This window comes from Klebsiella sp. LTGPAF-6F (assembly GCF_001753185.1).
GTDB classification, from domain to species: domain Bacteria; phylum Pseudomonadota; class Gammaproteobacteria; order Enterobacterales; family Enterobacteriaceae; genus Klebsiella; species Klebsiella michiganensis.
The window spans coordinates 1237274-1257348 of sequence record NZ_CP017450.1 but is presented as its reverse complement, the minus strand read 5'-3'; the positions used below and the strand labels follow the sequence as shown (position 1 = coordinate 1257348).

19 protein-coding genes are annotated in these 20075 nt (G+C 55.7%); 4 read left to right on the top strand and 15 right to left on the bottom strand.

Going from position 1 to position 20075, the window contains the following annotated elements:
• Nucleotides 1-3 precede the first annotated feature (3 nt).
• Both proS and BJF97_RS05850 read left to right on the top strand, forming a co-directional pair.
• Nucleotides 4-1722, top strand: coding sequence for a proline--tRNA ligase (gene proS, locus BJF97_RS05855; RefSeq protein WP_032694378.1), 1719 nt, complete (start codon nucleotides 4-6; stop codon nucleotides 1720-1722).
• Nucleotides 1723-1773: 51 nt separating this feature from the next.
• Nucleotides 1774-2595: a YaeF family permuted papain-like enzyme gene (locus BJF97_RS05850; RefSeq protein WP_032694379.1), complete on the top strand. Its 822-nt coding sequence runs from the start codon at nucleotides 1774-1776 to the stop codon at nucleotides 2593-2595.
• On the opposite strand, the gene nlpE is transcribed toward BJF97_RS05850, so the two are convergent.
• The 3 genes from nlpE to BJF97_RS05835 are packed head-to-tail and all read right to left on the bottom strand — an operon-like array spanning nucleotide 2596 to nucleotide 4294.
• Nucleotides 2596-3318: an envelope stress response activation lipoprotein NlpE gene (gene nlpE / locus BJF97_RS05845; protein ID WP_025107392.1), complete on the bottom strand. Its 723-nt coding sequence runs from the start codon at nucleotides 3316-3318 to the stop codon at nucleotides 2596-2598.
• Between the two features lie 20 nt (nucleotides 3319-3338).
• Complete coding sequence (gene arfB, locus BJF97_RS05840; RefSeq protein WP_014228012.1) at nucleotides 3339-3752, bottom strand: alternative ribosome rescue aminoacyl-tRNA hydrolase ArfB; 414 nt, start codon at nucleotides 3750-3752, stop codon at nucleotides 3339-3341.
• Nucleotides 3749-4294, bottom strand: coding sequence for a YaeQ family protein (locus BJF97_RS05835; protein ID WP_014228011.1), 546 nt, complete (start codon nucleotides 4292-4294; stop codon nucleotides 3749-3751). Before BJF97_RS05835 ends, arfB begins: the two co-directional genes overlap by 4 nt.
• 196 nt (nucleotides 4295-4490) lie before the next feature.
• On the opposite strand from BJF97_RS05835, the gene BJF97_RS05830 reads away from it, so the two are divergent.
• On the top strand, nucleotides 4491-4691 hold the full coding sequence (locus BJF97_RS05830) for a YaeP family protein (protein ID WP_004098778.1): 201 nt from the start codon (nucleotides 4491-4493) through the stop codon (nucleotides 4689-4691).
• Nucleotides 4678-4938 carry a Rho-binding antiterminator gene (rof, locus tag BJF97_RS05825; RefSeq protein WP_004098776.1) on the top strand — a complete coding sequence of 87 codons (261 nt, stop codon included), beginning with the start codon at nucleotides 4678-4680 and terminating at the stop codon, nucleotides 4936-4938. Before BJF97_RS05830 ends, rof begins: the two co-directional genes overlap by 14 nt.
• 15 nt (nucleotides 4939-4953) lie before the next feature.
• Here rof and tilS read toward each other — a convergent pair whose 3' ends face one another.
• The 12 genes from tilS to skp form a co-directional block, all read right to left on the bottom strand.
• A complete protein-coding gene (tilS, locus tag BJF97_RS05820) occupies nucleotides 4954-6255 on the bottom strand; it encodes a tRNA lysidine(34) synthetase TilS (protein WP_032694440.1) in 1302 nt (433 codons plus the stop codon).
• A gap of 69 nt (nucleotides 6256-6324) precedes the next feature.
• Nucleotides 6325-6714, bottom strand: a complete 390-nt coding sequence (locus tag BJF97_RS05815) for a VOC family protein (RefSeq protein WP_014228009.1) — start codon at nucleotides 6712-6714, stop codon at nucleotides 6325-6327.
• Nucleotides 6715-6776: 62 nt separating this feature from the next.
• A complete protein-coding gene (locus BJF97_RS05810) occupies nucleotides 6777-8915 on the bottom strand; it encodes a lysine decarboxylase LdcC (protein WP_014228008.1) in 2139 nt (712 codons plus the stop codon).
• Between the two features lie 75 nt (nucleotides 8916-8990).
• Nucleotides 8991-10781, bottom strand: coding sequence for a chitinase (locus BJF97_RS05805; protein ID WP_014228007.1), 1791 nt, complete (start codon nucleotides 10779-10781; stop codon nucleotides 8991-8993).
• A gap of 190 nt (nucleotides 10782-10971) precedes the next feature.
• Nucleotides 10972-11931 carry an acetyl-CoA carboxylase carboxyl transferase subunit alpha gene (gene accA / locus BJF97_RS05800; protein ID WP_004098771.1) on the bottom strand — a complete coding sequence of 320 codons (960 nt, stop codon included), beginning with the start codon at nucleotides 11929-11931 and terminating at the stop codon, nucleotides 10972-10974.
• 12 nt (nucleotides 11932-11943) lie between these two features.
• The gene (gene dnaE / locus BJF97_RS05795; RefSeq protein WP_014837451.1) at nucleotides 11944-15426 is read right to left on the bottom strand and encodes a DNA polymerase III subunit alpha; all 3483 of its coding nucleotides are present in this window, start codon (nucleotides 15424-15426) and stop codon (nucleotides 11944-11946) included.
• Nucleotides 15427-15464: 38 nt separating this feature from the next.
• Nucleotides 15465-16061, bottom strand: coding sequence for a ribonuclease HII (gene rnhB / locus BJF97_RS05790; protein WP_014228005.1), 597 nt, complete (start codon nucleotides 16059-16061; stop codon nucleotides 15465-15467).
• Nucleotides 16058-17206: a lipid-A-disaccharide synthase gene (gene lpxB, locus BJF97_RS05785; protein ID WP_004098764.1), complete on the bottom strand. Its 1149-nt coding sequence runs from the start codon at nucleotides 17204-17206 to the stop codon at nucleotides 16058-16060. Before lpxB ends, rnhB begins: the two co-directional genes overlap by 4 nt.
• The gene (gene lpxA / locus BJF97_RS05780; RefSeq protein WP_004098763.1) at nucleotides 17206-17994 is read right to left on the bottom strand and encodes an acyl-ACP--UDP-N-acetylglucosamine O-acyltransferase; all 789 of its coding nucleotides are present in this window, start codon (nucleotides 17992-17994) and stop codon (nucleotides 17206-17208) included. Before lpxA ends, lpxB begins: the two co-directional genes overlap by 1 nt.
• A gap of 3 nt (nucleotides 17995-17997) precedes the next feature.
• Nucleotides 17998-18453 carry a 3-hydroxyacyl-ACP dehydratase FabZ gene (gene fabZ / locus BJF97_RS05775; protein WP_004098761.1) on the bottom strand — a complete coding sequence of 152 codons (456 nt, stop codon included), beginning with the start codon at nucleotides 18451-18453 and terminating at the stop codon, nucleotides 17998-18000.
• A 102-nt stretch (nucleotides 18454-18555) separates the two neighbouring features.
• Complete coding sequence (gene lpxD / locus BJF97_RS05770; RefSeq protein WP_014837448.1) at nucleotides 18556-19581, bottom strand: UDP-3-O-(3-hydroxymyristoyl)glucosamine N-acyltransferase; 1026 nt, start codon at nucleotides 19579-19581, stop codon at nucleotides 18556-18558.
• A gap of 3 nt (nucleotides 19582-19584) precedes the next feature.
• Nucleotides 19585-20070, bottom strand: coding sequence for a molecular chaperone Skp (gene skp, locus BJF97_RS05765; RefSeq protein ID WP_004098757.1), 486 nt, complete (start codon nucleotides 20068-20070; stop codon nucleotides 19585-19587).
• Nucleotides 20071-20075: the final 5 nt, after the last annotated feature.

Here is a 20075-nt window from a genome sequence, read left to right as displayed (position 1 = left end):
AACATGCGTACTAGCCAATACCTGCTCTCCACTCTGAAGGAGACACCTGCCGACGCCGAGGTTATCAGCCATCAGCTGATGCTGCGCGCCGGGATGATCCGCAAGCTGGCCTCCGGGTTATATACCTGGCTGCCGACCGGCGTGCGCGTCCTGAAAAAAGTCGAAAACATCGTGCGTGAAGAGATGAATAACGCCGGTGCAATCGAGGTGTTAATGCCGGTAGTTCAGCCCTCTGAGCTGTGGCAAGAGAGTGGTCGCTGGGAACAGTACGGCCCGGAACTGCTGCGTATTGCTGACCGTGGCGAACGTCCGTTCGTACTCGGCCCGACTCATGAAGAAGTGATCACCGACCTGATTCGTAACGAGCTGAGCTCTTACAAACAGCTGCCGCTGAACTTCTATCAGATTCAGACCAAATTCCGTGACGAAGTGCGCCCGCGTTTCGGCGTGATGCGTTCCCGTGAATTCCTGATGAAAGATGCTTACTCTTTCCATACCTCTCAGGAATCTCTGCAGGAAACCTACGACGCGATGTACGCCGCGTACAGCAAAATCTTCAGCCGTATGGGCCTGGATTTCCGTGCGGTACAGGCTGACACCGGTTCTATCGGCGGTAGCGCATCTCACGAATTCCAGGTGCTGGCGCAGAGCGGCGAAGATGACGTGATCTTCTCTGACTCTTCCGACTACGCGGCCAATATTGAGTTCGCCGAAGCCGTTGCGCCGAAAGAGCCGCGCGCGGCCGCCACTCAGGAAATGACGCTGGTCGATACGCCGAACGCCAAAACCATCGCCGAGCTGGTTGAGCAGTTCAATCTGCCGATTGAGAAAACGGTGAAAACCCTGCTGGTCAAAGCGGTAGAAGACAGCAAGTCTCCGCTAATTGCCCTGCTGGTTCGCGGCGATCATGAGCTGAACGAAGTTAAAGCGGAAAAACTGCCACAGGTCGCCAGCCCGCTGACCTTCGCTACCGAAGAAGAGATCCGCGCGCTGGTGCAGGCAGGTCCCGGTTCTCTGGGCCCGGTTAATATGCCCATTCCGGTGATTATCGACCGTACCGTTGCCGCAATGAGCGATTTCGCCGCGGGCGCTAACATCGACGGGAAACACTACTTCGGCATCAACTGGGATCGCGACGTCGCCACCCCTGAAGTGGCTGATATCCGTAACGTCGTGGCGGGTGACCCGAGCCCGGATGGTAAAGGTACGCTGCTGATTAAACGCGGTATCGAAGTGGGCCACATCTTCCAGCTGGGTACCAAGTACTCTGAAGCGATGAAAGCCTCCGTACAGGGCGAAGATGGCCGTAACCAGATCCTGACGATGGGCTGCTACGGTATCGGTGTGACGCGCGTGGTGGCGGCCGCCATTGAGCAGAACTTTGACGATCGCGGGATTCTGTGGCCGGACGCTATCGCCCCGTTCCAGGTTGCGATTCTGCCGATGAACATGCATAAATCCTACCGCGTGCAGGAGCTGGCCGAGAAGCTGTACGCAGAGCTGAGCGCGCTGGGTATCGACGTGCTGATGGACGACCGTAAAGAGCGTCCGGGCGTGATGTTCGCCGATATGGAGCTTATCGGTATTCCGCACACCATCGTGCTGGGCGACCGTAACCTCGACAACGACGATATTGAATATAAATATCGTCGCAGCGGCGAGAAGCAGCTGATTAAAACCGGCGATATCGTGAATTACCTGGTACAACAAATTAAAGGTTAACGCCAAAAGAGGCTCTGGTTTCAGAGCCTCTTTTTTACAGGGATTGTAATCATGGCTAAACAATGGGCAAATTATGTCCTGCTTTTTCCCGCATTGTTTTTACTTTCGGCCTGCACGGTAGACGTCAGCCGGTCCGCGCCTTCCGCTTCCGCTATTAAGCCACCATCGCAGCAATGGGCAGTTAAACTTCAGCGCCAGAGCTCGGTGGCTAATAACACGCTGACTGAAATTAACGCACAAGACCTGCTCCCCGGCGATCTCCTTTTCTCTTCCAGCATTGGCGTGACGTCCCTGGGGATTCGTGCTTTTAGCGCATCCTCCGTTAGCCATGTCGCTATCTATATCGGTGATAACCAGGTTGCAGAGGCAACCGGCGCTGGGGTGCAGATTATTCCGCTCCAGCAAGCGATGCAGCACAGCGATAAGCTGTTTGCCCTAAGAGCGCCTGACCTTACGCCGCAACAAGCCGCCGGCATTAAAAATTTCGCCTATAAAAACAGAAACAGCGGCTATAACTATCGCGGCATCATTGAATTTGTGCCCTTTATGGTAACCAAACAGCTCTGCTCCCTGAATCCCTTTTCGAAGGATTTCCGCCAGCAGTGCGTGAATGGCCTGGCCAAAGCGCAGCTTAGCGATGCCGTTTCCGGGGACAAAAAAATGTGGTTTTGTTCTGAGTTTGTCAGCGATGCCTTCGCGAAGGCCGGACACCCGCTGACCCTGGCTCAACCGGGCTGGATTAGCCCATCAGACCTGCTTCATATGCGTGAGGGGGACGTGGCAAACTTTAAGCCCGAAACACAATTGCAGTATATCGGGCATCTTAAATTGGGAATTTATATCAAGACAAGCCGTCTCGTAGGACTCAATTAACTAACGAGAATTACAGTCTTCTTTTTGATAAAACTTGCCTGGTGAATCCACCGCCAGAACTTTAACCGGCGCTCCCGAATCCGGGTTCGCTTCCAGCGTAAAGTGCCCCTCAACCACCAGCAGCACCGGGCGAGTATCCGTTCCGCGCGCCGCGGCATAATCACGCTCGAGCTGCGCGTTATTCGCGACTGCCACTCGCTTGCCGGTTGCGCAATCGGTAAAGGTCGCGGCATCCGCCATATAGAAGTACATTCCGCGCATCGCCATTGGCGTGATGGGCAGGCTGGATTTGACTGACTCAAGCGTATAGTTCAGCGTAGACTCGATGGGATTACCGTCGCGATCGAGCATTTCCAGCTTGTCGCCCTTCGCCCGATAGTAAGACTTCTCGCCTTTGCTGTCGGTCAGCACCAGCTTATCGGCCGTGCGCGCCCAGGTGCCATAGGAAGCAAAGGAGGAAGGCTCGCGACTGACGCCCTGATACCGCTCGTTCATCACCCAGGTGCCGTCTTTCTCAAGAAAGAGCGAAGTTTCGATACCTTCGCAGTCGGCACACGGCAGCACGCCGCGCCAGCTCTGCTGCATCGGCTTTAGCTCTTCCATCGGCGCCGGTTGTAGCGTGTCCATCTCCGCGCGATGGTTACAGCCGAATAGGGCAAAAAGCGAGCATGCCGCCACGACTGAAAATACGATTTTCTTCACTGTAAATTCCTTATTATCCATTCCACCGGTTCGCCATGCCTTTAATGACGAACTTTCCCACGCAGCGCCTTAACTGAGGATTTTTGCGCCTTTGAGGCAAGCCGGCGCTCTTTTGACGCTCTGGTCGGCCGCGTCTCCCGGCGGCGCTTCTGCACTGCGGTTAATTCTTGTATTAAGGCAACCAGACGCGCAATCGCCGCTTCGCGATTCATCTCCTGGCTGCGATATTCCTGAGCCTTAATGATAACCACACCCTCGGCAGAAATTAAGTGATGGCTGGAGGTAAGCAGACGTTCCTTATAATACTCAGGCAGGCTCGATGCCTTAATATCAAAGCGCAAATGGATAGCCGTCGATGCTTTATTGACATGCTGACCGCCCGCCCCCTGGGCGCGTATCCCGGAAAGTGAGACCTCGTCATCCGCAATCGCCACGCTGCGGCTAATCGTAATCATGCGGATGTTTGCCAGGCCGTTAAATGAATTTCCAGATTATTCTTAGCGTCAGATAACCAGATAGCGCCATCCTGGATAGTCGCCTGTAGCGACATTGTCCGATCGGCAAAAGCACTGAGCTGCGCCAGCTGAGTATCATCTAAATACCATACGGTTAGCTTTGAAAACTGTGCCAATTTGCTTTTATTTTGCTGCCACCAGATTTCTGCCGCCCGGCTATTATAGGCAAACAGCGCCACCTCTTGCGCCCGCGAACAGGCTTTTTTAATCCGCCGTTCGTCCGGCAGCCCCAGTTCGATCCACAGATCAACGCCCAGATGATCGTTTAGCAGCCAGAGTTCAGCTTCATCATCGGAAGACAAACCGCGGGTAAACTGCAGACGCTCGTCGGCGTATTTCATCCACGCCAGCAGGCGCAGCATCATGCGCTCCTGGGTTTCTGACGGATGCTGGGCAAGCGTCAAACTGGCATCCAGAAACTGGTTGCGGTCCAGGTCGGCCACGTTCACCGTCGCTTTATAAATCGTCGCTTTCAGCGCCATGAGGAAACTCCTGATAAAAATGGCGTTCATTGTAGCGAAACTGGTGGCAAAAGGCTGTCAGCAATCGCAGGATCCCCTTTCATCCTGCTGATATTGCTTAAATGACTATGGTATAGTCACCTTGCTAAACAGAGTTTATCTTCGTAGGCTTAAACTTACATCCCACGGTTAAGTCAGAACGCTGACAGGAGGGCATGTGGACAAATATTGTGAGTTAATACGCAAGCGGTATGCGGAAATAGCCAGCGGGGACCTTGGGTATATCCCGGATGCGCTAGGTTGCGTGTTGAAAGTATTGAATGAGGTTGCGGCGGATCAGGCCCTTGCTGAGTCAGTCAGGGAAAAGGCCGCATATGCGGCGGCAAACTTACTGGTGAGCGATTATGTCAATGAATGATACTTATCAACCCATCAATTGCGATGATTATGACAACCTCGAACTTGCCTGTCAGCACCATCTGGTCCTGGCGCTGGAGCTCAAAGATGGCGAACAGCTGCAAGCGAAGGCCAACGATCTTATCTCGCGCAAAAATATCGAGTATCTCGTCGTGGAGCTCGCCGGTGACGTCCGCGAACTGCGCCTGGATAAAATCGCCAGCTTCAGCCATCCGGAAATCGGTACGGTAGTGGTTAGCGAGTCCTGAAGCAAAACGGGTGGCTCAGCCGCCCGTTTTCATCCACATCATCTGCACGCCTTCACCTTCCTGAACTTTCCCATCGACGGTAATAAACAGACCATCGGCTGCGGCGATAAGCGTTTCGCCGTAAAACAGCAGCGGCGTGGTATCGCGCCGCCAGGGCGCAACGTTGAGTTCCTGCCAGATTTTCTTCAGCTTGCGGCCGCCCTGGCGGCCGACGATATGCAGATTACCGCTGGCGCGAAAACGAATAGTGACCGCTTCATCCTGGCGCGGGCCGCGTAACGGGCCGCCGGCCAGGAGCTTCAGTTCGCCAAGGCCGTCGGGTAACGGCAGCGGCCTGGCAATATCGCGCCACGCCAGCACCGTCTCGCTCTGTCCGGGGAGATATTTCACCCAGTGCAGCCGTTGCTGATAGCGACGAACGGCGAATTGGCCAAGGCGCAGACAGGGATACGCATCCTCGCGCGCCATCGCCACTTCACGCCAGATACGCTCCGGCATCTCGCGCGAAGGCATCGGCGCATTGAGCCCAGCCAGCCAGCGGCGCAGCAGCGCGGCCCGACGAGGGGCACTCATGGCCGCCAACGGTTCGATAGTCAACGCGCCATCCTCCGCCACCAGCGTTGCCAGCTCCGCCGCGAGCATTTCATCCAGCAGCTGTTCCTGCTCGCCGCACAGGCTGGCGCTGCGCGCTACGGCCTCGGCGAAGTGCGGCCAGCGAGCGTTAAGCAGCGGAACAATTCGCAGGCGGAGAAAATTGCGATCGTAGGCGTCGTCCTGGTTACTTTCGTCTTCAATCCAGCTGAGCTGATGGGCTATCGCCCACCGGTGCAGGGAGTCGCGGCTTTCGTTAAGCAGCGGACGCAGCAGTTTCGTCCCGGCAAAATCGGACTCGCCGGCCATCGCCGAAAGCCCGGTTGGGCCGCTCCCCCGCTTAAGCGCCAACAGAAAGGTTTCACACTGGTCGTCAAGATGCTGTGCCGTCACCAGCACTTCGCCGGGTAATAGCGCCGAACGGAAAGCCTGATAGCGCGCCTGACGCGCGTGGGCCTCAATCCCCAGCCCCTCATCGGCGAGCGCCACCCGTTCAACCAAAAGCGGTACCTGCCACTGCTGGCATATTTGTCGGCAGTGCGCCACCCAATCGTCGGCGTTCGCGCTGAGGCCGTGGTGAATATGCATCGCCCGCAGCTGAACGGTAGGATCCTGTTCGCGCCAGCAAACCAGGCGATACAGGAGCACGCTCGAATCCAGCCCGCCGCTAAAGGCCACTAAAAAATGGCGGTGCGGCTGTAGCGTTTGCGCCATGTCTGGGATCATCATCATGAGAGTACTAACTGAGGAAAGCGTGTCCGGCACGTTACCCGGCAGAACACGCCCTGACAAGAATTACTGCTGATAAATCTCCAGCGGTAGCCCGTCGGGATCGTTAAAAAAGGTGAATCGTTTACCGGTGAAGGGGTCGATACGAACGTCTTCACAGGCCACGCCGTGGGCCTCAAGATGCGCAACGGCGGCATCGACATCATCAACGCTAAACGCCAGATGGCGCAGCCCGCAGGCTTCGGGACGGCTCGGACGCGCAGGAGGAAACGGGAATGAAAAGAGTTCAATGACATATTCGCCATTCAGCGCCAGATCGCCCTTCCATGAATCACGCTCCTGGCGATAGAACTCGCCCTGCAGGGTGAACCCCAGAATGTCGCAGTAGAAGGCTTTACTCTTCGCATAATCCGTCGCAATGATGGCGATATGGTGAACCCGTTTTAAACCCAGCATGGTACAACTCCTCCAGTTGAAGCCAACAACGTTACTCGTTCAGTTCGTGAGTGCGCAAGCGCTTAGTCATTTTTTAAGACTCGAACCCAGTACACGCCGTCTTCATCGCGTTTCGCGCCGTGGATATCGGTTTCGAAACCCGGATAGTGGCGGCCGATGGAGCACAGCATAAGCAGAAAATTGAGCACCGCGCGGCTCTCCTCGGCGATCATCTCGCCGGGCATCAGCAGCGGCACGCCGGGCGGGTACGGTAGGATCATATTCGCTGAAATACGCCCGACCAGATTCTCCAGTTCAATGGTTTCCACTTCGCCTTTAATCTGCCGCTGCCAGGCCTGATGCGGCGTCATTTTCATCTCCGGCAGGACGTCGAAAGCGCTAAGCATCAGCTGCGAGAGCTGGTGCTGGCGAATCAGACGATGAATACCCTGGGCCAGATCCTGAATACGCATGTTGCGGTAAAAATCCGGATCTTCGGCGTACAGATCCGGCAGCATGTTTTTCACCCGTAAATTGAGATCGTAAGCGCGTTTGAACTCGGTCAATCCGCGCAGCAGCCCCATCGCACGGGTTTTATCTATACCGATACTGAACAGGAACAGCAGGTTGTACGGCCCGGTTTTTTCTACCACCACGCCGCGCTCATCAAGGAACTTCGCCACCAGCGCGGCCGGAATGCCTTCGCTATCCATGTTGCCCTGCTCGTCCATACCGGGCGTCAGAATGGTGACTTTCACCGGATCGAGGAACATATGGTCGTCATCGGCGTCCTGAAAGCCATGCCACCTTTCTCCGGGTGAAACCGGCCAGCACTGCGCTTCCCCCACCTCTTCCGGCTGCCAGATATCAAAAAACCAGCCGTCAGACTCTTCGCGCAACCGCTGCACCTCTTTACGAAAATCCAGCGCCCGCTCAATCGAACGCTGAATCAGTCGTCTGCCGGAGTTGCCGCGCAGCATGGCGGCAGCCGTCTCAATGGAGGCAACGATCGGGTAGCTCGGGGAGGTCGAGGTGTGCATCATAAAGGCTTCATTGAAGGTATCTTCATCATAGCTGCCTTTAATATGAATCAGCGAAGCCTGCGATAGCGCGGCCAGCATTTTATGCGTCGACTGCGTTTCAAAGATCACTTTCCCCGCAATGCGATCGCCGCTCATCCCGCTTTTACCCTGATAGATCGGATGAAAATGGGTATAGGGCACCCAGGCGGAATCAAAGTGGATTGACGGTACGTCGAGGGTCTCTTTGATCCAGGTGGTGTTATACAGCAGTCCGTCATAGGTGGAGTTGGTGATCACCGCATGCACAGGCCACCCGGCGCCGCCTGTCGCATTAACCTTTTGCTGAATACTGTCGCGGGTAAATTCGCGCTTGGGTATGCCGCCGAGGATCCCTAGCGCATTGCGCGTCGGCTTTAGCCACAGCGGCACCACGTCGCTCATCATCAGTAAATGAGCCAACGATTTATGGCAGTTGCGATCGATAAGCAGGGTGCTGCCCGCCGGAGCGGAATACATACCGACAATCTTATTCGACGTCGAGGTTCCGTTGGTCACCATATAGCTCTGTTCGGCGCCGAATGCGCGGGCAATATACTCTTCCGCCTCCAGATGCGGACCGCTATGATCGAGCAGGGATCCCAGCTCCGTCACGGAAATAGAGACGTCGGCCTTTAGGGTATTCCCGCCAAAGAAATCATAAAACAGACAGCCCACCGGACTTTTTTGATATGCCGAGCCGCCCATATGCCCGGGGGTACAGAAAGTATATTTCCCCTCCTGCACATAGTTGAACAAGGCTTTGGTAAACGGCGGGGTTATGTTGTCGAGGTATTCGCGGGTGTATTGACCTATGCGGGTAGCAATCTCTTCCGCCAGCCCCAGCGCGTATTCAAAGAACCATAGCGTCATGCGCAGGTCCTGGCTGCTGACGTCCATCGTCGAATGGGCGTTGATAAATGCGTACAGCGGCAGATATTCATTTAAGCGATTGATATCGCTGCACAGATCAACGCTGTATTCATCCCAGTCAAAAATAACCCCGCAGATCCGCGGATTATGCTCGATAAATTGCAAAAGATCGGCGCTATTTTGCGGCCAGATGGTCTGGAAACCTTGCCGTTGCAGGGCGGCTTCCAGTTCTTTGATCGGTTCGTCTTTATAATAGACGCCGTGGGGACCCATGATCGCAATGATATTCACGCTTTCCTCCTGAATTTACCTAAGGAAAGCATCATATCACCCCGCCAGCGCTAAGCACTGGCGGATTTATCTCTATTACAGCGCTTTCCACGCATCGCCCCAGGCAATGCCTGCGCCGGGCTCATAGTAGGTCGGCGCCACGTTGCACCACGCCCCTTCAGGTAGCGGTTTACACTGATACAGCGCGCCGTGGTTATTAACGATATCGCCCGCTTTCCAGGTCTGGGTACTGCTCCAGGAAGGATAGCTGATGGTGTCGCTGTCTTTGCCATCGGTCGTTTCATCCGCAGCAGCAGCTTTAGCCTTCACGTTCAGGGTGTACGTTGCCGTGCTGGACAAGGTCCCGTCGCTTACCGTCAGGCTCACCACATATTGCGCATCGCGATCTTTTTCCGGAGCGGTAAAGGTGATAACGGCTTTATCCTGTCCGCTGATAGTCTGACCGTCCTGCGACATCCAGGTATAGGTGAGCTTATCGCCATTCGCATCGGTAGAGCCCTCCGCGCTCAAGGAAACCCTGGCGCCCGCTTCGATAGCGCCAATCGGACCGGCGATACGCGCAACCGGCGCCACGTTAGTTTCCTGCGCAGGCGTGGTATCGTCAGGCGTGGCCGGGGTGGTATCCTCGGCCTGGCCGGTGTCGTCGATGATATTGACGTTGAAGTGGCTCTGGACGCACTTCGCATAGTCACCTTGTTTAAAGGCGCTATACGGCGTCTGGTAGCCCACCAGCTGGCAGGCGTTAGTCTTGCCATCAGCGGTGTCCGGGCTCCATCCCCAATCCTCTTCCCAGTAAATCGGTAACGCGCCCGCGCCGCCTTCATCGAACTGCTTCATATTCTTACAACCGAGAACTTCATCATCAGCAATCGGCACTTTCAGGTAGTTTGCGAACTCTTTGTAGTAGGCAATACGGTTCAGAGACTGCGCGTTCTCTTCCGCCCCGCCGCACTCGACGCCGCCGTTGATAATTTGAATGGTGACCCCAAAGCCTTCAACCAGGCCATTCGCTTTATCATGATCGTTTGGTACCCAGGTTCCGTCGATGACGTGCAGCATAGAGGGCTTCGGCGGCTGCGGGTAAACGAAGAAGAACACCGCGCTCGCCAGGTTCATCCAGGTATCCGCCACCCGCTCCGGTTTATCCAGCAGAGGACGAACGTCGCCATCGTACATAGCATCGGAGAACGGACCGTAGTTGTAGTTATAGGAGAGCTGTTTTGCGCCGCGGCCAAAGTAGCTCAGGTAGTCGCCGTCTTTATCTTTACCGCAGGGCCAGGTCTGCCCCTGCCAGATATCCGGGTTACACTCCCCGTTGTAGCCGCCTTTCTGACCCTCAACCCAGCCCACTTCACGGAGATAAACCAGCGCCTGGCGCCACTCGGGAATATCGCGCCAGCTTTCGTGGCCACCGGTTTCCTGAGCAAAGTGGGCAAACATGGTTGCCAGAGATTTACGGCATATGGCATCGCTATCGCGTCCGTCGGTATAGGTCCCGCAAACTGCAGGGAATTTACCAATAGCTTTCAGAAAGTTAGAGTAGGTATATTCTGCCGCGCGCATCGGGAATAGATATTCCCAATCCTTTTCGGACAGAATGCTTTCCACGCGCTTCACGTTTGCCGGGTTGGTCGCCAGACCCGGCTCGATTTTTTCAACTTCGCTGTTCGGCAGCGTTTGAATCGATGATTTTACCGATGTCATGAGCGGAAAGTCGGTTAAGGCTTTTTCTTTCGCGGCCAGGTCACTCGCCTTGATGGTTGTCGCTTCCGTTGCGCCAAGCAACGGTGTGGCCTGTGCGGCCCCCAGGCTTAACATGATCCCTGCGGCCACGGCGCTTAATGCGACGGTTTTGTGCAATGCCATAGTATTTCTCCTTTATCCTTGTTAACGGCCTGCCGGGTCGCAATCCCTGGCAGTTGCTGCAGTTTTAGGGGAGATCGGCATCATCGGCTAATCACATTAGCTCTTATTCATCTCATCTCGTCTCAGTAAACAACACATAAAAAAAGGGCCGGAAAATCCGGCCCTCAGGGATAAAAAATGAGTGAGATAATCAGGCGTAGCCGTAGCTCATCAGACGCTGATAGCGACGGTTCAGCAGATCTTCTTCGCTCAGAACATCGAGGTCAGCCAGATCGGCCAGCAGCTGCGCTTTCAGAGAGGCGGCCATGACTTCCGGATTACGATGCGCGCCGCCCAGCGGCTCAGGAATGATGGAGTCAATCAGCTTCAGCTCTTTCAGACGCGGGGCAACAATCCCCATCGCTTCGGCGGCCAGCGGCGCTTTATCGGCGCTTTTCCACAAAATGGAGGCACAGCCTTCCGGGGAGATAACGGAATAGGTGCTGTACTGCAGCATATTCACTTTATCGCCCACGCCGATTGCCAGCGCGCCGCCGGAACCACCTTCACCGATAACGGTGCAGATAACCGGGACGCTCAGACGCGACATTTCACGCAGGTTGCGGGCAATCGCTTCAGACTGGCCGCGCTCTTCCGCACCGACGCCCGGGTAGGCGCCCGGGGTATCGATGAAGGTGATGATCGGCATTTTAAAGCGTTCGGCCATTTCCATCAGGCGCAGCGCCTTACGATAGCCTTCCGGCGCCGGCATACCGAAGTTGCGGCGAATTTTCTCTTTGGTTTCGCGCCCTTTCTGGTGGCCGATAATCATTACCGGACGCCCGTCCAGACGCGCAATCCCGCCGACGATAGCTTTATCGTCAGCATAGGCACGGTCACCGGCCAGTTCGTCGAATTCGTCGAAAGCCAGGCGGACATAATCCAGGGTGTACGGGCGACGTGGATGGCGCGCCAGCTGCGCAACCTGCCATGCACCAAGATCGGCGAAGATCTTGCGCGTCAGCTCTACGCTCTTTTCACGCAGGCGATGCACTTCTTCATCGATATTAATATCCAGTTTCTCATCCTGGCGGCTAACCGCAGTCAGAGAATCGATTTTCGCTTCCAGCTCTGCAATCGGCTGTTCAAAATCAAGGAAATTCAGACTCATAGTATTCCTGTATTAGTCAAACTCCAGTTCCACCTGCTCCGAGCCGATAAGGCCACGCAGATCGTTAAGTAAACGATCGCTCGGAGAGACGCGCCATGTTGCGCCAAAACGCAACCGCGCGCGTGCATCCGCCCTCTGATAATAGAGGTGTACTGGAATAGTTCCCGAACGGTGGGGTTCCAGAGACTGACGGAGTCGGTTTAAAAGCTGGTCATCAATTTGCCTGTCCGTCAGCGAGATAGCAAGCCCGCGAGCATATTTTTCCCGGGCTTCGTCAATGTCCATGACTTCACGAGCGGTCATTTTAAGCCCCCCGCTGAAGTCATCAAAGCTGACCTGTCCGCTGACGATAAGTATGCGGTCTTTTTCCAGCAGCTGCTGGTATTTATCCAGGGCGTCGGTGAACAACATCACCTCCAGACGCCCGGAACGGTCATCCAGCGTGCAGATGCCGATACGATTGCCGCGCTTGGTGACCATGACCCGCGCGGCAATAACGAGCCCGGCCGCCGTGGTCACTTTACCACGATCGGTCGGATGCATGTCTTTGAGTCGTACGCCGCCTACGTAGCGCTCGATCTCTTTCAAGTACTGGTTAATCGGATGCCCGGTCAGATACAGCCCCAGGGTCTCCCTTTCGCCATCCAGCACGACCTGTTCCGGCCACGGCTGGCAGCTGGCGTAGGACTGTTCGATTTGCTCCGGCTCTTCCGCCAGTACGCCGAACATGTCCGCCTGACCGATAGCTTCGGCTTTGGCGTGCTGATCGGCGGCTTTTAGCGCATCGCCCAGTGAATTCATTAACGCCGCGCGATGCGGCCCGAGGCGGTCGAAGGCCCCGGACATAATCAGTTTTTCCAGCACCCGGCGGTTGAGCTTTTTAATATCCGTACGCGCGCAGAGATCGAACAGTTCGCGGAAATAGCCGCCCTGATTACGGGCTTCAATGATCGCTTCTATCGGACCTTCGCCGACGCCTTTGATGGCGCCGATACCATAAACGATTTCGCCATCGTCGTTAACGTGAAAATGGTACAGGCCGGAGTTAATATCCGGCGGCAGGATTTTCAGCCCCATCCGCCAGCACTCATCCACCAGGCCGACGACCTTCTCGGTGTTATCCATATCAGCGGTCATTACCGCCGCCATAAATTCAGCCGGATAGTGCGCCTTCAGCCACAGCGTCTGATAGGACACTAAAGCATAAGCGGCAGAGTGCGATTTGTTAAATCCATAACCGGCGAACTTCTCTACCAGATCAAAGATTTTAATTGCCAGTTCGCCGTCAACGCCGCGCTTTCTCGCCCCTTCTTCAAAGGTGCCGCGCTGCTTGGCCATCTCTTCCGGCTTTTTCTTACCCATCGCACGACGCAGCATATCCGCGCCGCCGAGGGTATAGCCGGAAAGCTCCTGGGCAATCTGCATGACCTGTTCCTGGTACAGGATAATGCCATAGGTTGGCTCCAGTACCGGTTTCAGGCATTCGTGCTGCCACTGTACGTCCGGATACGATATCTCTTCGCGACCGTGCTTACGGTCAATAAAGTTATCCACCATTCCCGACTGCAGCGGCCCCGGTCGGAACAGGGCCACCAGAGCGATCATATCTTCAAAGCAGTCAGGCTGCAGACGCTTGATCAGATCCTTCATACCGCGCGATTCAAGCTGGAAGACGGCGGTGGTTTCCGAACGCTGCAGCATGTCGAAGCTTTTTTTATCGTCCAGCGGGATAGCGGCGATATCCAGCGGCCCCTCGCCGTTCTTCTCGCGGCGGGCGTTGATCATCTCCAGCGCCCAGTTAATGATGGTGAGCGTACGCAGACCGAGGAAGTCGAACTTCACCAGCCCGGCATATTCAACGTCGTTCTTATCAAACTGGGTAACCGGATGCTGGCCCGCTTCATCGCAGTACAGCGGGGCAAAATCGGTTATTTTGGTGGGCGCAATCACCACCCCGCCCGCATGTTTACCGGCGTTACGGGTGACCCCTTCGAGCTTACGCGCCATGTCGATCAGCGCTTTAACCTCTTCGTCCGCCTCGTAAATCTCCGGCAGCTGCGGCTCGGCTTCAAACGCTTTCGCCAGCGTCATGCCCGGATCGGGCGGTACCAGCTTGGAGATGCGGTCCACAAAGCCGTACGGGTGGCCCAGCACGCGGCCAACGTCGCGAATAACCGCTTTCGCCGCCATGGTGCCGAAGGTAATAATCTGCGAGACCGCATCGCGACCGTACATGTCGGCGACGTGTTCAATCACCTGGTCGCGCTTCTCCATACAGAAGTCAACGTCGAAGTCGGGCATGGAGACACGTTCCGGGTTAAGGAAACGTTCGAACAGCAGGTCGAACTCCAGCGGATCGAGGTCGGTAATTTTCAGCGCATAGGCCACCAGCGATCCGGCGCCGGAACCACGTCCCGGCCCTACCGGCACGCCGTTATCCTTCGACCACTGGATAAACTCCATAACGATCAGGAAGTAGCCCGGGAACCCCATCTGGTTAATCACCTGCAGCTCAATATCCAGGCGTTCATCATATTCAGGACGGCGTTTAGCCCGCTCATCCGGATCGGGGAACAGGAATTCCAGACGCTCTTCCAGACCCTCTTTGGATTTCTTAACCAGATAATCTTCGGTGGTCATATCCCCCGTCGGGAACTGCGGCAGGAAGTACTCGCCAAGGCGCACGGTCACGTTACAGCGTTTGGCGATCTCAACGGTGTTTTGTAGCGCTTCGGGAATATCGGAAAAGAGCTCGCACATCTCCTCTTCGCTGCGCATATACTGCTGCGGCGAGTAGTTGCGCGGACGCTTGGGATCGTCGAGGGTAAAGCCGTCGTGGATAGCCACGCGGATTTCATGGGCGTCGAAGTCGCCCGGCTCAAGGAAGCGAACATCGTTGGTCGCCACTACCGGTAGGCCGCGGGTTTCCGCCAGTTCTACCGCGGCATGCAGGTAGGGCTCTTCATCCTGACGGCCGGTGCGAATGAGCTCAAGGAAGTAGCAATCAGGGAAATGTTGTTCATAAAAATCAACGCACTGATCCACCAGCGCCATGTTTCCGCGCAGCAGGCTACGACCCACGTCGCCCATACGCCCGCCGGAGAGCAAAATCAGCCCTCCTTTTAATTCGATCAGCCAGTCGCGATCGATAATCGGGCCTGCCGCGCCGTAGCCGCGCTGATAGGCTTTGGAGATCAGCAGCGTCAGGTTTTGATAGCCAGTATTATTTGCCGCCAGTACCGTCAGCTGGCTCAGTTCATCGCCAAGCAGATCGCTCTGGACGTGGAAATCGGCCCCGACGATGGGTTTAATTCCGGCACCGTGTCCTGCTCCGTAGAACTTCACCAGCCCGCAAAGGTTGGTAAAATCAGTGATCGCCAGCGCAGGCATGCCGAGCGCGGCCGCCTTTTTTACCAACGGTCCGGTTTTCGCCAGACCATCGATCATGGAATAGTCGCTGTGCACCCGCAGGTGTACGAAACGTGGTTCAGCCATCTTCAGATTCCGCGTTACTTAATTGCTTGCGTGTCGGTTCAGGACGCCAGGCCCAGCGCGCGTTTCACCGGGCCAAAGCTGCGCCGGTATTGCTCGATTACGCCATGTTCCAGCAGCTTTTGCAGATGAAAAGCGGTGGGATAACCTTTATGTTGCGCAAAGCCGTACTGCGGGAACTCCCGGTCCAGTACGGCCATTTCAGCATCGCGCGTCACTTTAGCCAGAATAGACGCGGCGCTGATTTCCGCCACTCGGCTATCGCCTTTGACGACCGCCAGTGACGGCATCGGCAGCGGCGGACAGCGGTTACCATCAATAAGAACAAACTCAGGGGAAACGCGCAAACCGGCAACGGCGCGCTGCATGGCCAGCATGGTCGCGTGCAAAATATTCAGCTCATCGATTTCATGCGGCTCAGCGCGACCGAGGCTCCAGCACAGCGCTTTTTCTTTGATCTCGTCAAATAGCGCAAGGCGGCGTTTTTCGCTTAGCTTTTTTGAGTCGTTAAGACCGACGATCGGCTTTGCCGGATCGAGAATAACCGCGGCGGTCACCACCGCGCCAACCAGCGGGCCGCGTCCGACTTCATCGACTCCCGCAACCAGATGGGTATGCGGATATACGAATTCCATCATTTTGCTAACTCCAGTACGGCATCCGCCGCCTGCTCATCAGCGTTGCAGCGGATCTGCTGATGCAGCGCGCGGAAGGTTTCATGCATATCGTGGCTGGTTTTTCCGTCGGCCAGCAGCGGCTTCAGCGCCTCGGCCAGCGCCTGCGGCCGGCATTCATCCTGCAGCAGTTCTTTAACCAGTTCGCGACCGGCCAGTAAATTCGGCAACGACACATAGTCGGTCTTCACCAGCCGTTTCGCCAGCCAGAAGGTAAACGGCTTCATCCGATAGCCGACAACCATCGGACACTTAGCCAGCATACACTCCAGCGCAGCCGTGCCGGAGGCCAGCAGCGCGGCATCGCTGGCGATCATCGCATCGCGCGCCCGGCCGTCGAGCAGGTGGACGGCAAGATCCGGCGCCGTTTCCGCTTTGATGCGCTCGAACTGTTCCCGCCGCTTCGCGTTGACCAGCGGAACAACCACTTCCAGGTCGGGATAATGGTCTCGCAGGAGCTGCGCCGTTTTCAGAAAATCAGCGCTGAGCATCTCAACTTCCGCCCCGCGGCTTCCCGGCAGCAGCGCCAGGCAATGCACGTTACGATCGATCCCCAGACGGTCGCGCGCCGCGCCTTTATCCGGGTCCAGCGGCATCGCATCCGCCATCGTGTGGCCGATAAACCGGCAGGGAACGTTGAATTTGTCATAAAACGCTTTTTCGAAAGGCAGAAATGCCAGTACCAGATCGGTGGATCTGCCAATTTTGAAAACGCGTTTTTGCCGCCATGCCCACACCGAGGGGCTGACGTAATGGATGGTTTTGATACCCTGCTTCTTCAGATTACCTTCGAGGGTGATATTGAAGTCAGGCGCATCAATGCCGACGAATACGTCTGGCTTAAGCTCGGTCAATCGACGGGTGAGATCGGCGCGAATATGCAGCAGACGGCGCAGGCGACCCAGCACTTCCACAATGCCCATCACCGCCAGCTCTTCCATCTCATACCAGGCTTCGCAGCCTTCCGCCTGCATCAACGGCCCGGCAACGCCGACAAAGCGGGCATCAGGTATGCGGGCTTTGAGCGCGCGGATAAGACCGGCACCAAGAATATCGCCGGAGGTTTCTCCGGCGACCAGGGCAATCGTCAGGGGACGCAATTCAGCCATTAACGAATCAGGCCGCGCGTGGAGCGGGCAAAAAAGTCGGTAAAGGTCTGCACTTCGGGATACTGCGCCGCCAGCTCGGCAATTTCAGCTTTCGCTTCGTCCAGCGTTTTACCGCTGCGGTACAGCAGCTTATACGCGTTACGAATCGCAGTGATCGCCTCACGGCTGAAGCCGCGGCGTTTCAGCCCTTCGATGTTGACGCCAAACGGCGTCGCGTGGTTGCCCTGCGCAATCACGAACGGCGGAACGTCCTGCGCTACGCCGGAGCAGCCGCCCACCATCACGTGTGCGCCAATAATGCAGAACTGATGCACGGCGGTCATGCCGCCGATAATAACAAAATCATCCAGCGAAACGTGGCCTGCAAGGGTCGCGTTATTGGCCAGAATACAGCGGTCGCCCAGCGTACAATCGTGCGCCACGTGGGCGTTGATCATCAGCAGGTTATCGCTGCCCACCTTCGTTAATCCACCGCCCTGTACTGTGCCACGATGAATGGTGACGCTTTCGCGGATGCGGTTGCGATCGCCAATTTCCACGCGGGTCGGTTCGCCAGCATATTTCAGATCCTGGTTAACTTCGCCGATGGAAGCGAACTGATAGATCTCGTTATCGCGGCCAATTTTGGTATGGCCGTTGATGACAACGTGAGATTTCAGTACGGTACCTTCGCCGATTTCGACGTTAGCACCAACAATACAAAACGGGCCAACGTGGACGTTAGCGCCAATAACGGCGCCTTCTTCTACAATGGCGGAAGGATGAATAAAGGCGGTTTTATCAATCACGTATCAGGCCTCCCGGCTACGGGCACACATCATCGTTGCTTCGCAAACCACTTTTCCGTCAACGGTTGCAACGCCTTTAAAGCGAGTCAGACCGCGGCGGGTTTTTTCAAAAGTGACTTCCATAATCATCTGATCGCCAGGCACGACCGGACGTTTGAAACGCGCTTCGTCAATCCCGGCAAAATAATACAGCTCGCCCGGTTCCAGTTTTCCAACGCTTTTGAATGCCAGAATGCCGGTGGCCTGGGCCATAGCTTCGAGAATCAATACGCCCGGTAAAATCGGCTTACCAGGGAAATGCCCCTGGAAAAACGGCTCATTTACAGAAACATTTTTAACTGCGCGTAGAAAACGACCTTCTTCAAAATCCAGCACGCGATCGACCAGCAGGAACGGGTATCGGTGAGGCAGAAGTTCCAGAATCTCTTCAATGTGCAGAGTATGAGTGTCAGTAGTCAAAATACTCTTCCTGTCTAAATATCCTAAAAGGCAATAATAACACGGCCTGCGGCAATCTCATGAATGCAACAGGCCGAAAATTTAATGTGGCTGGACGCAGCACTAATCTTGTTGATTAACCTTGCGCTCAATGGCTTTGAGGCGCTTGCTCATATCATCAATATTCAGTACCAGCGCAGCGGTCTTACGCCAGACCTTATTCGGCTGCAGCGGGATACCTGAAGAGTAAACCCCTGGCTCGGTGATAGGACGCATAACCATTCCCATCCCCGTGACGGTGACTTTATCGCAGATTTCCATATGGCCGTTGATCACGCTGGCTCCGCCAATCATGCAGTAGCGGCCGATCTTCAGGCTGCCCGCCATGATGACGCCGCCAGCAACCGCGGTGTTGTCGCCAATCACCACGTTGTGCGCGATTTGACACTGGTTATCAATAATCACGCCGTTACCGATGACGGTGTCGTCCAGCGCACCACGGTCAATGGTCGTGCAGGCGCCAATCTCCACGCGATCGCCAATAATCACGCGACCCAGCTGTGGGATCTTAACCCAGTTGCCGCGATCGTTCGCGTAGCCGAAGCCATCTGCGCCAATCACCGTGCTGGACTGGATCAGGCAATTCTCGCCGATCTCAATGTCGTGGTAAACGGTGACGTTGGCCCATAAACGCGAGCCGGCACCTATTTTCGTATTTTTCCCAACGAAGCAGCCCGCGCCGATAACCACGTTATCACCGAGGATGACGCCCGATTCAATCACGGCGTTTGGGCCAATCGCCACGTGGGTACCCAGCTTCGCCGTCGCATCGATGACCGCGCTGGGCGCGATATCCTGCGCCGGCTGCGGCGTGGTATCAAGAATTTGAGCCATGCGCGCGTAGGTCAGGTAGGGATTACGCACTACCAGCGCGGCGCTATGAGCAAAAGGTAAATCATCCTGCGTCATCACGACGGCAGATGCCTGGCAAGCGGCCAGGTGTTCACGGTACTTAGGATTTACCATGAAAGTAATATCGCCCGCTTGTGCGGACTGCATGGACGCAACGCCGGTGATGACGATATCGCCATCACCGTGTAATTCTGCATCCAACTGCTGGGCTAAATCAGCCAGTCGAATTGAAGGCATTACTTATTTAACCTGTTTCAGCACATCAGCGGTGATGTCTTTTACATCGCTGCTGTTGTATGCAACGGCATTAGAGTCAACAACCAGATCGATGCTCTGATCTTTAGCCACGCTCTGCACGGCGCTCTGAATACGAGTCACCAGCTTGCCGCGCTCTTCGTTAGAACGACGTGCACGATCCTGTTCGAAAGACTGCGCTTTCTGGGAGAAAGTCTGGCGCTGAGCCATCACGTCTTTTTCCAGTTTGGTACGGTCAGAGCCCGCTTTCATGGACTGCAGACGCTGCATTTTAGACTGCAGGTCGCCTTCCATACGCTGCAGCTCGCTCGCGCGGCCTTTAAACTCGTTTTCCAGCGTGTTAGAAACGCCTGTTTTCTGGGCAACCTGTTGGAAGAGGCTGTTCATGTTAACCATTGCAATTTTATCTGCCGCCTGAGCGGAAGTTACCATTGCTAAACCCAGACCTGCAGCTAATAACCACTTTTTCACAATTA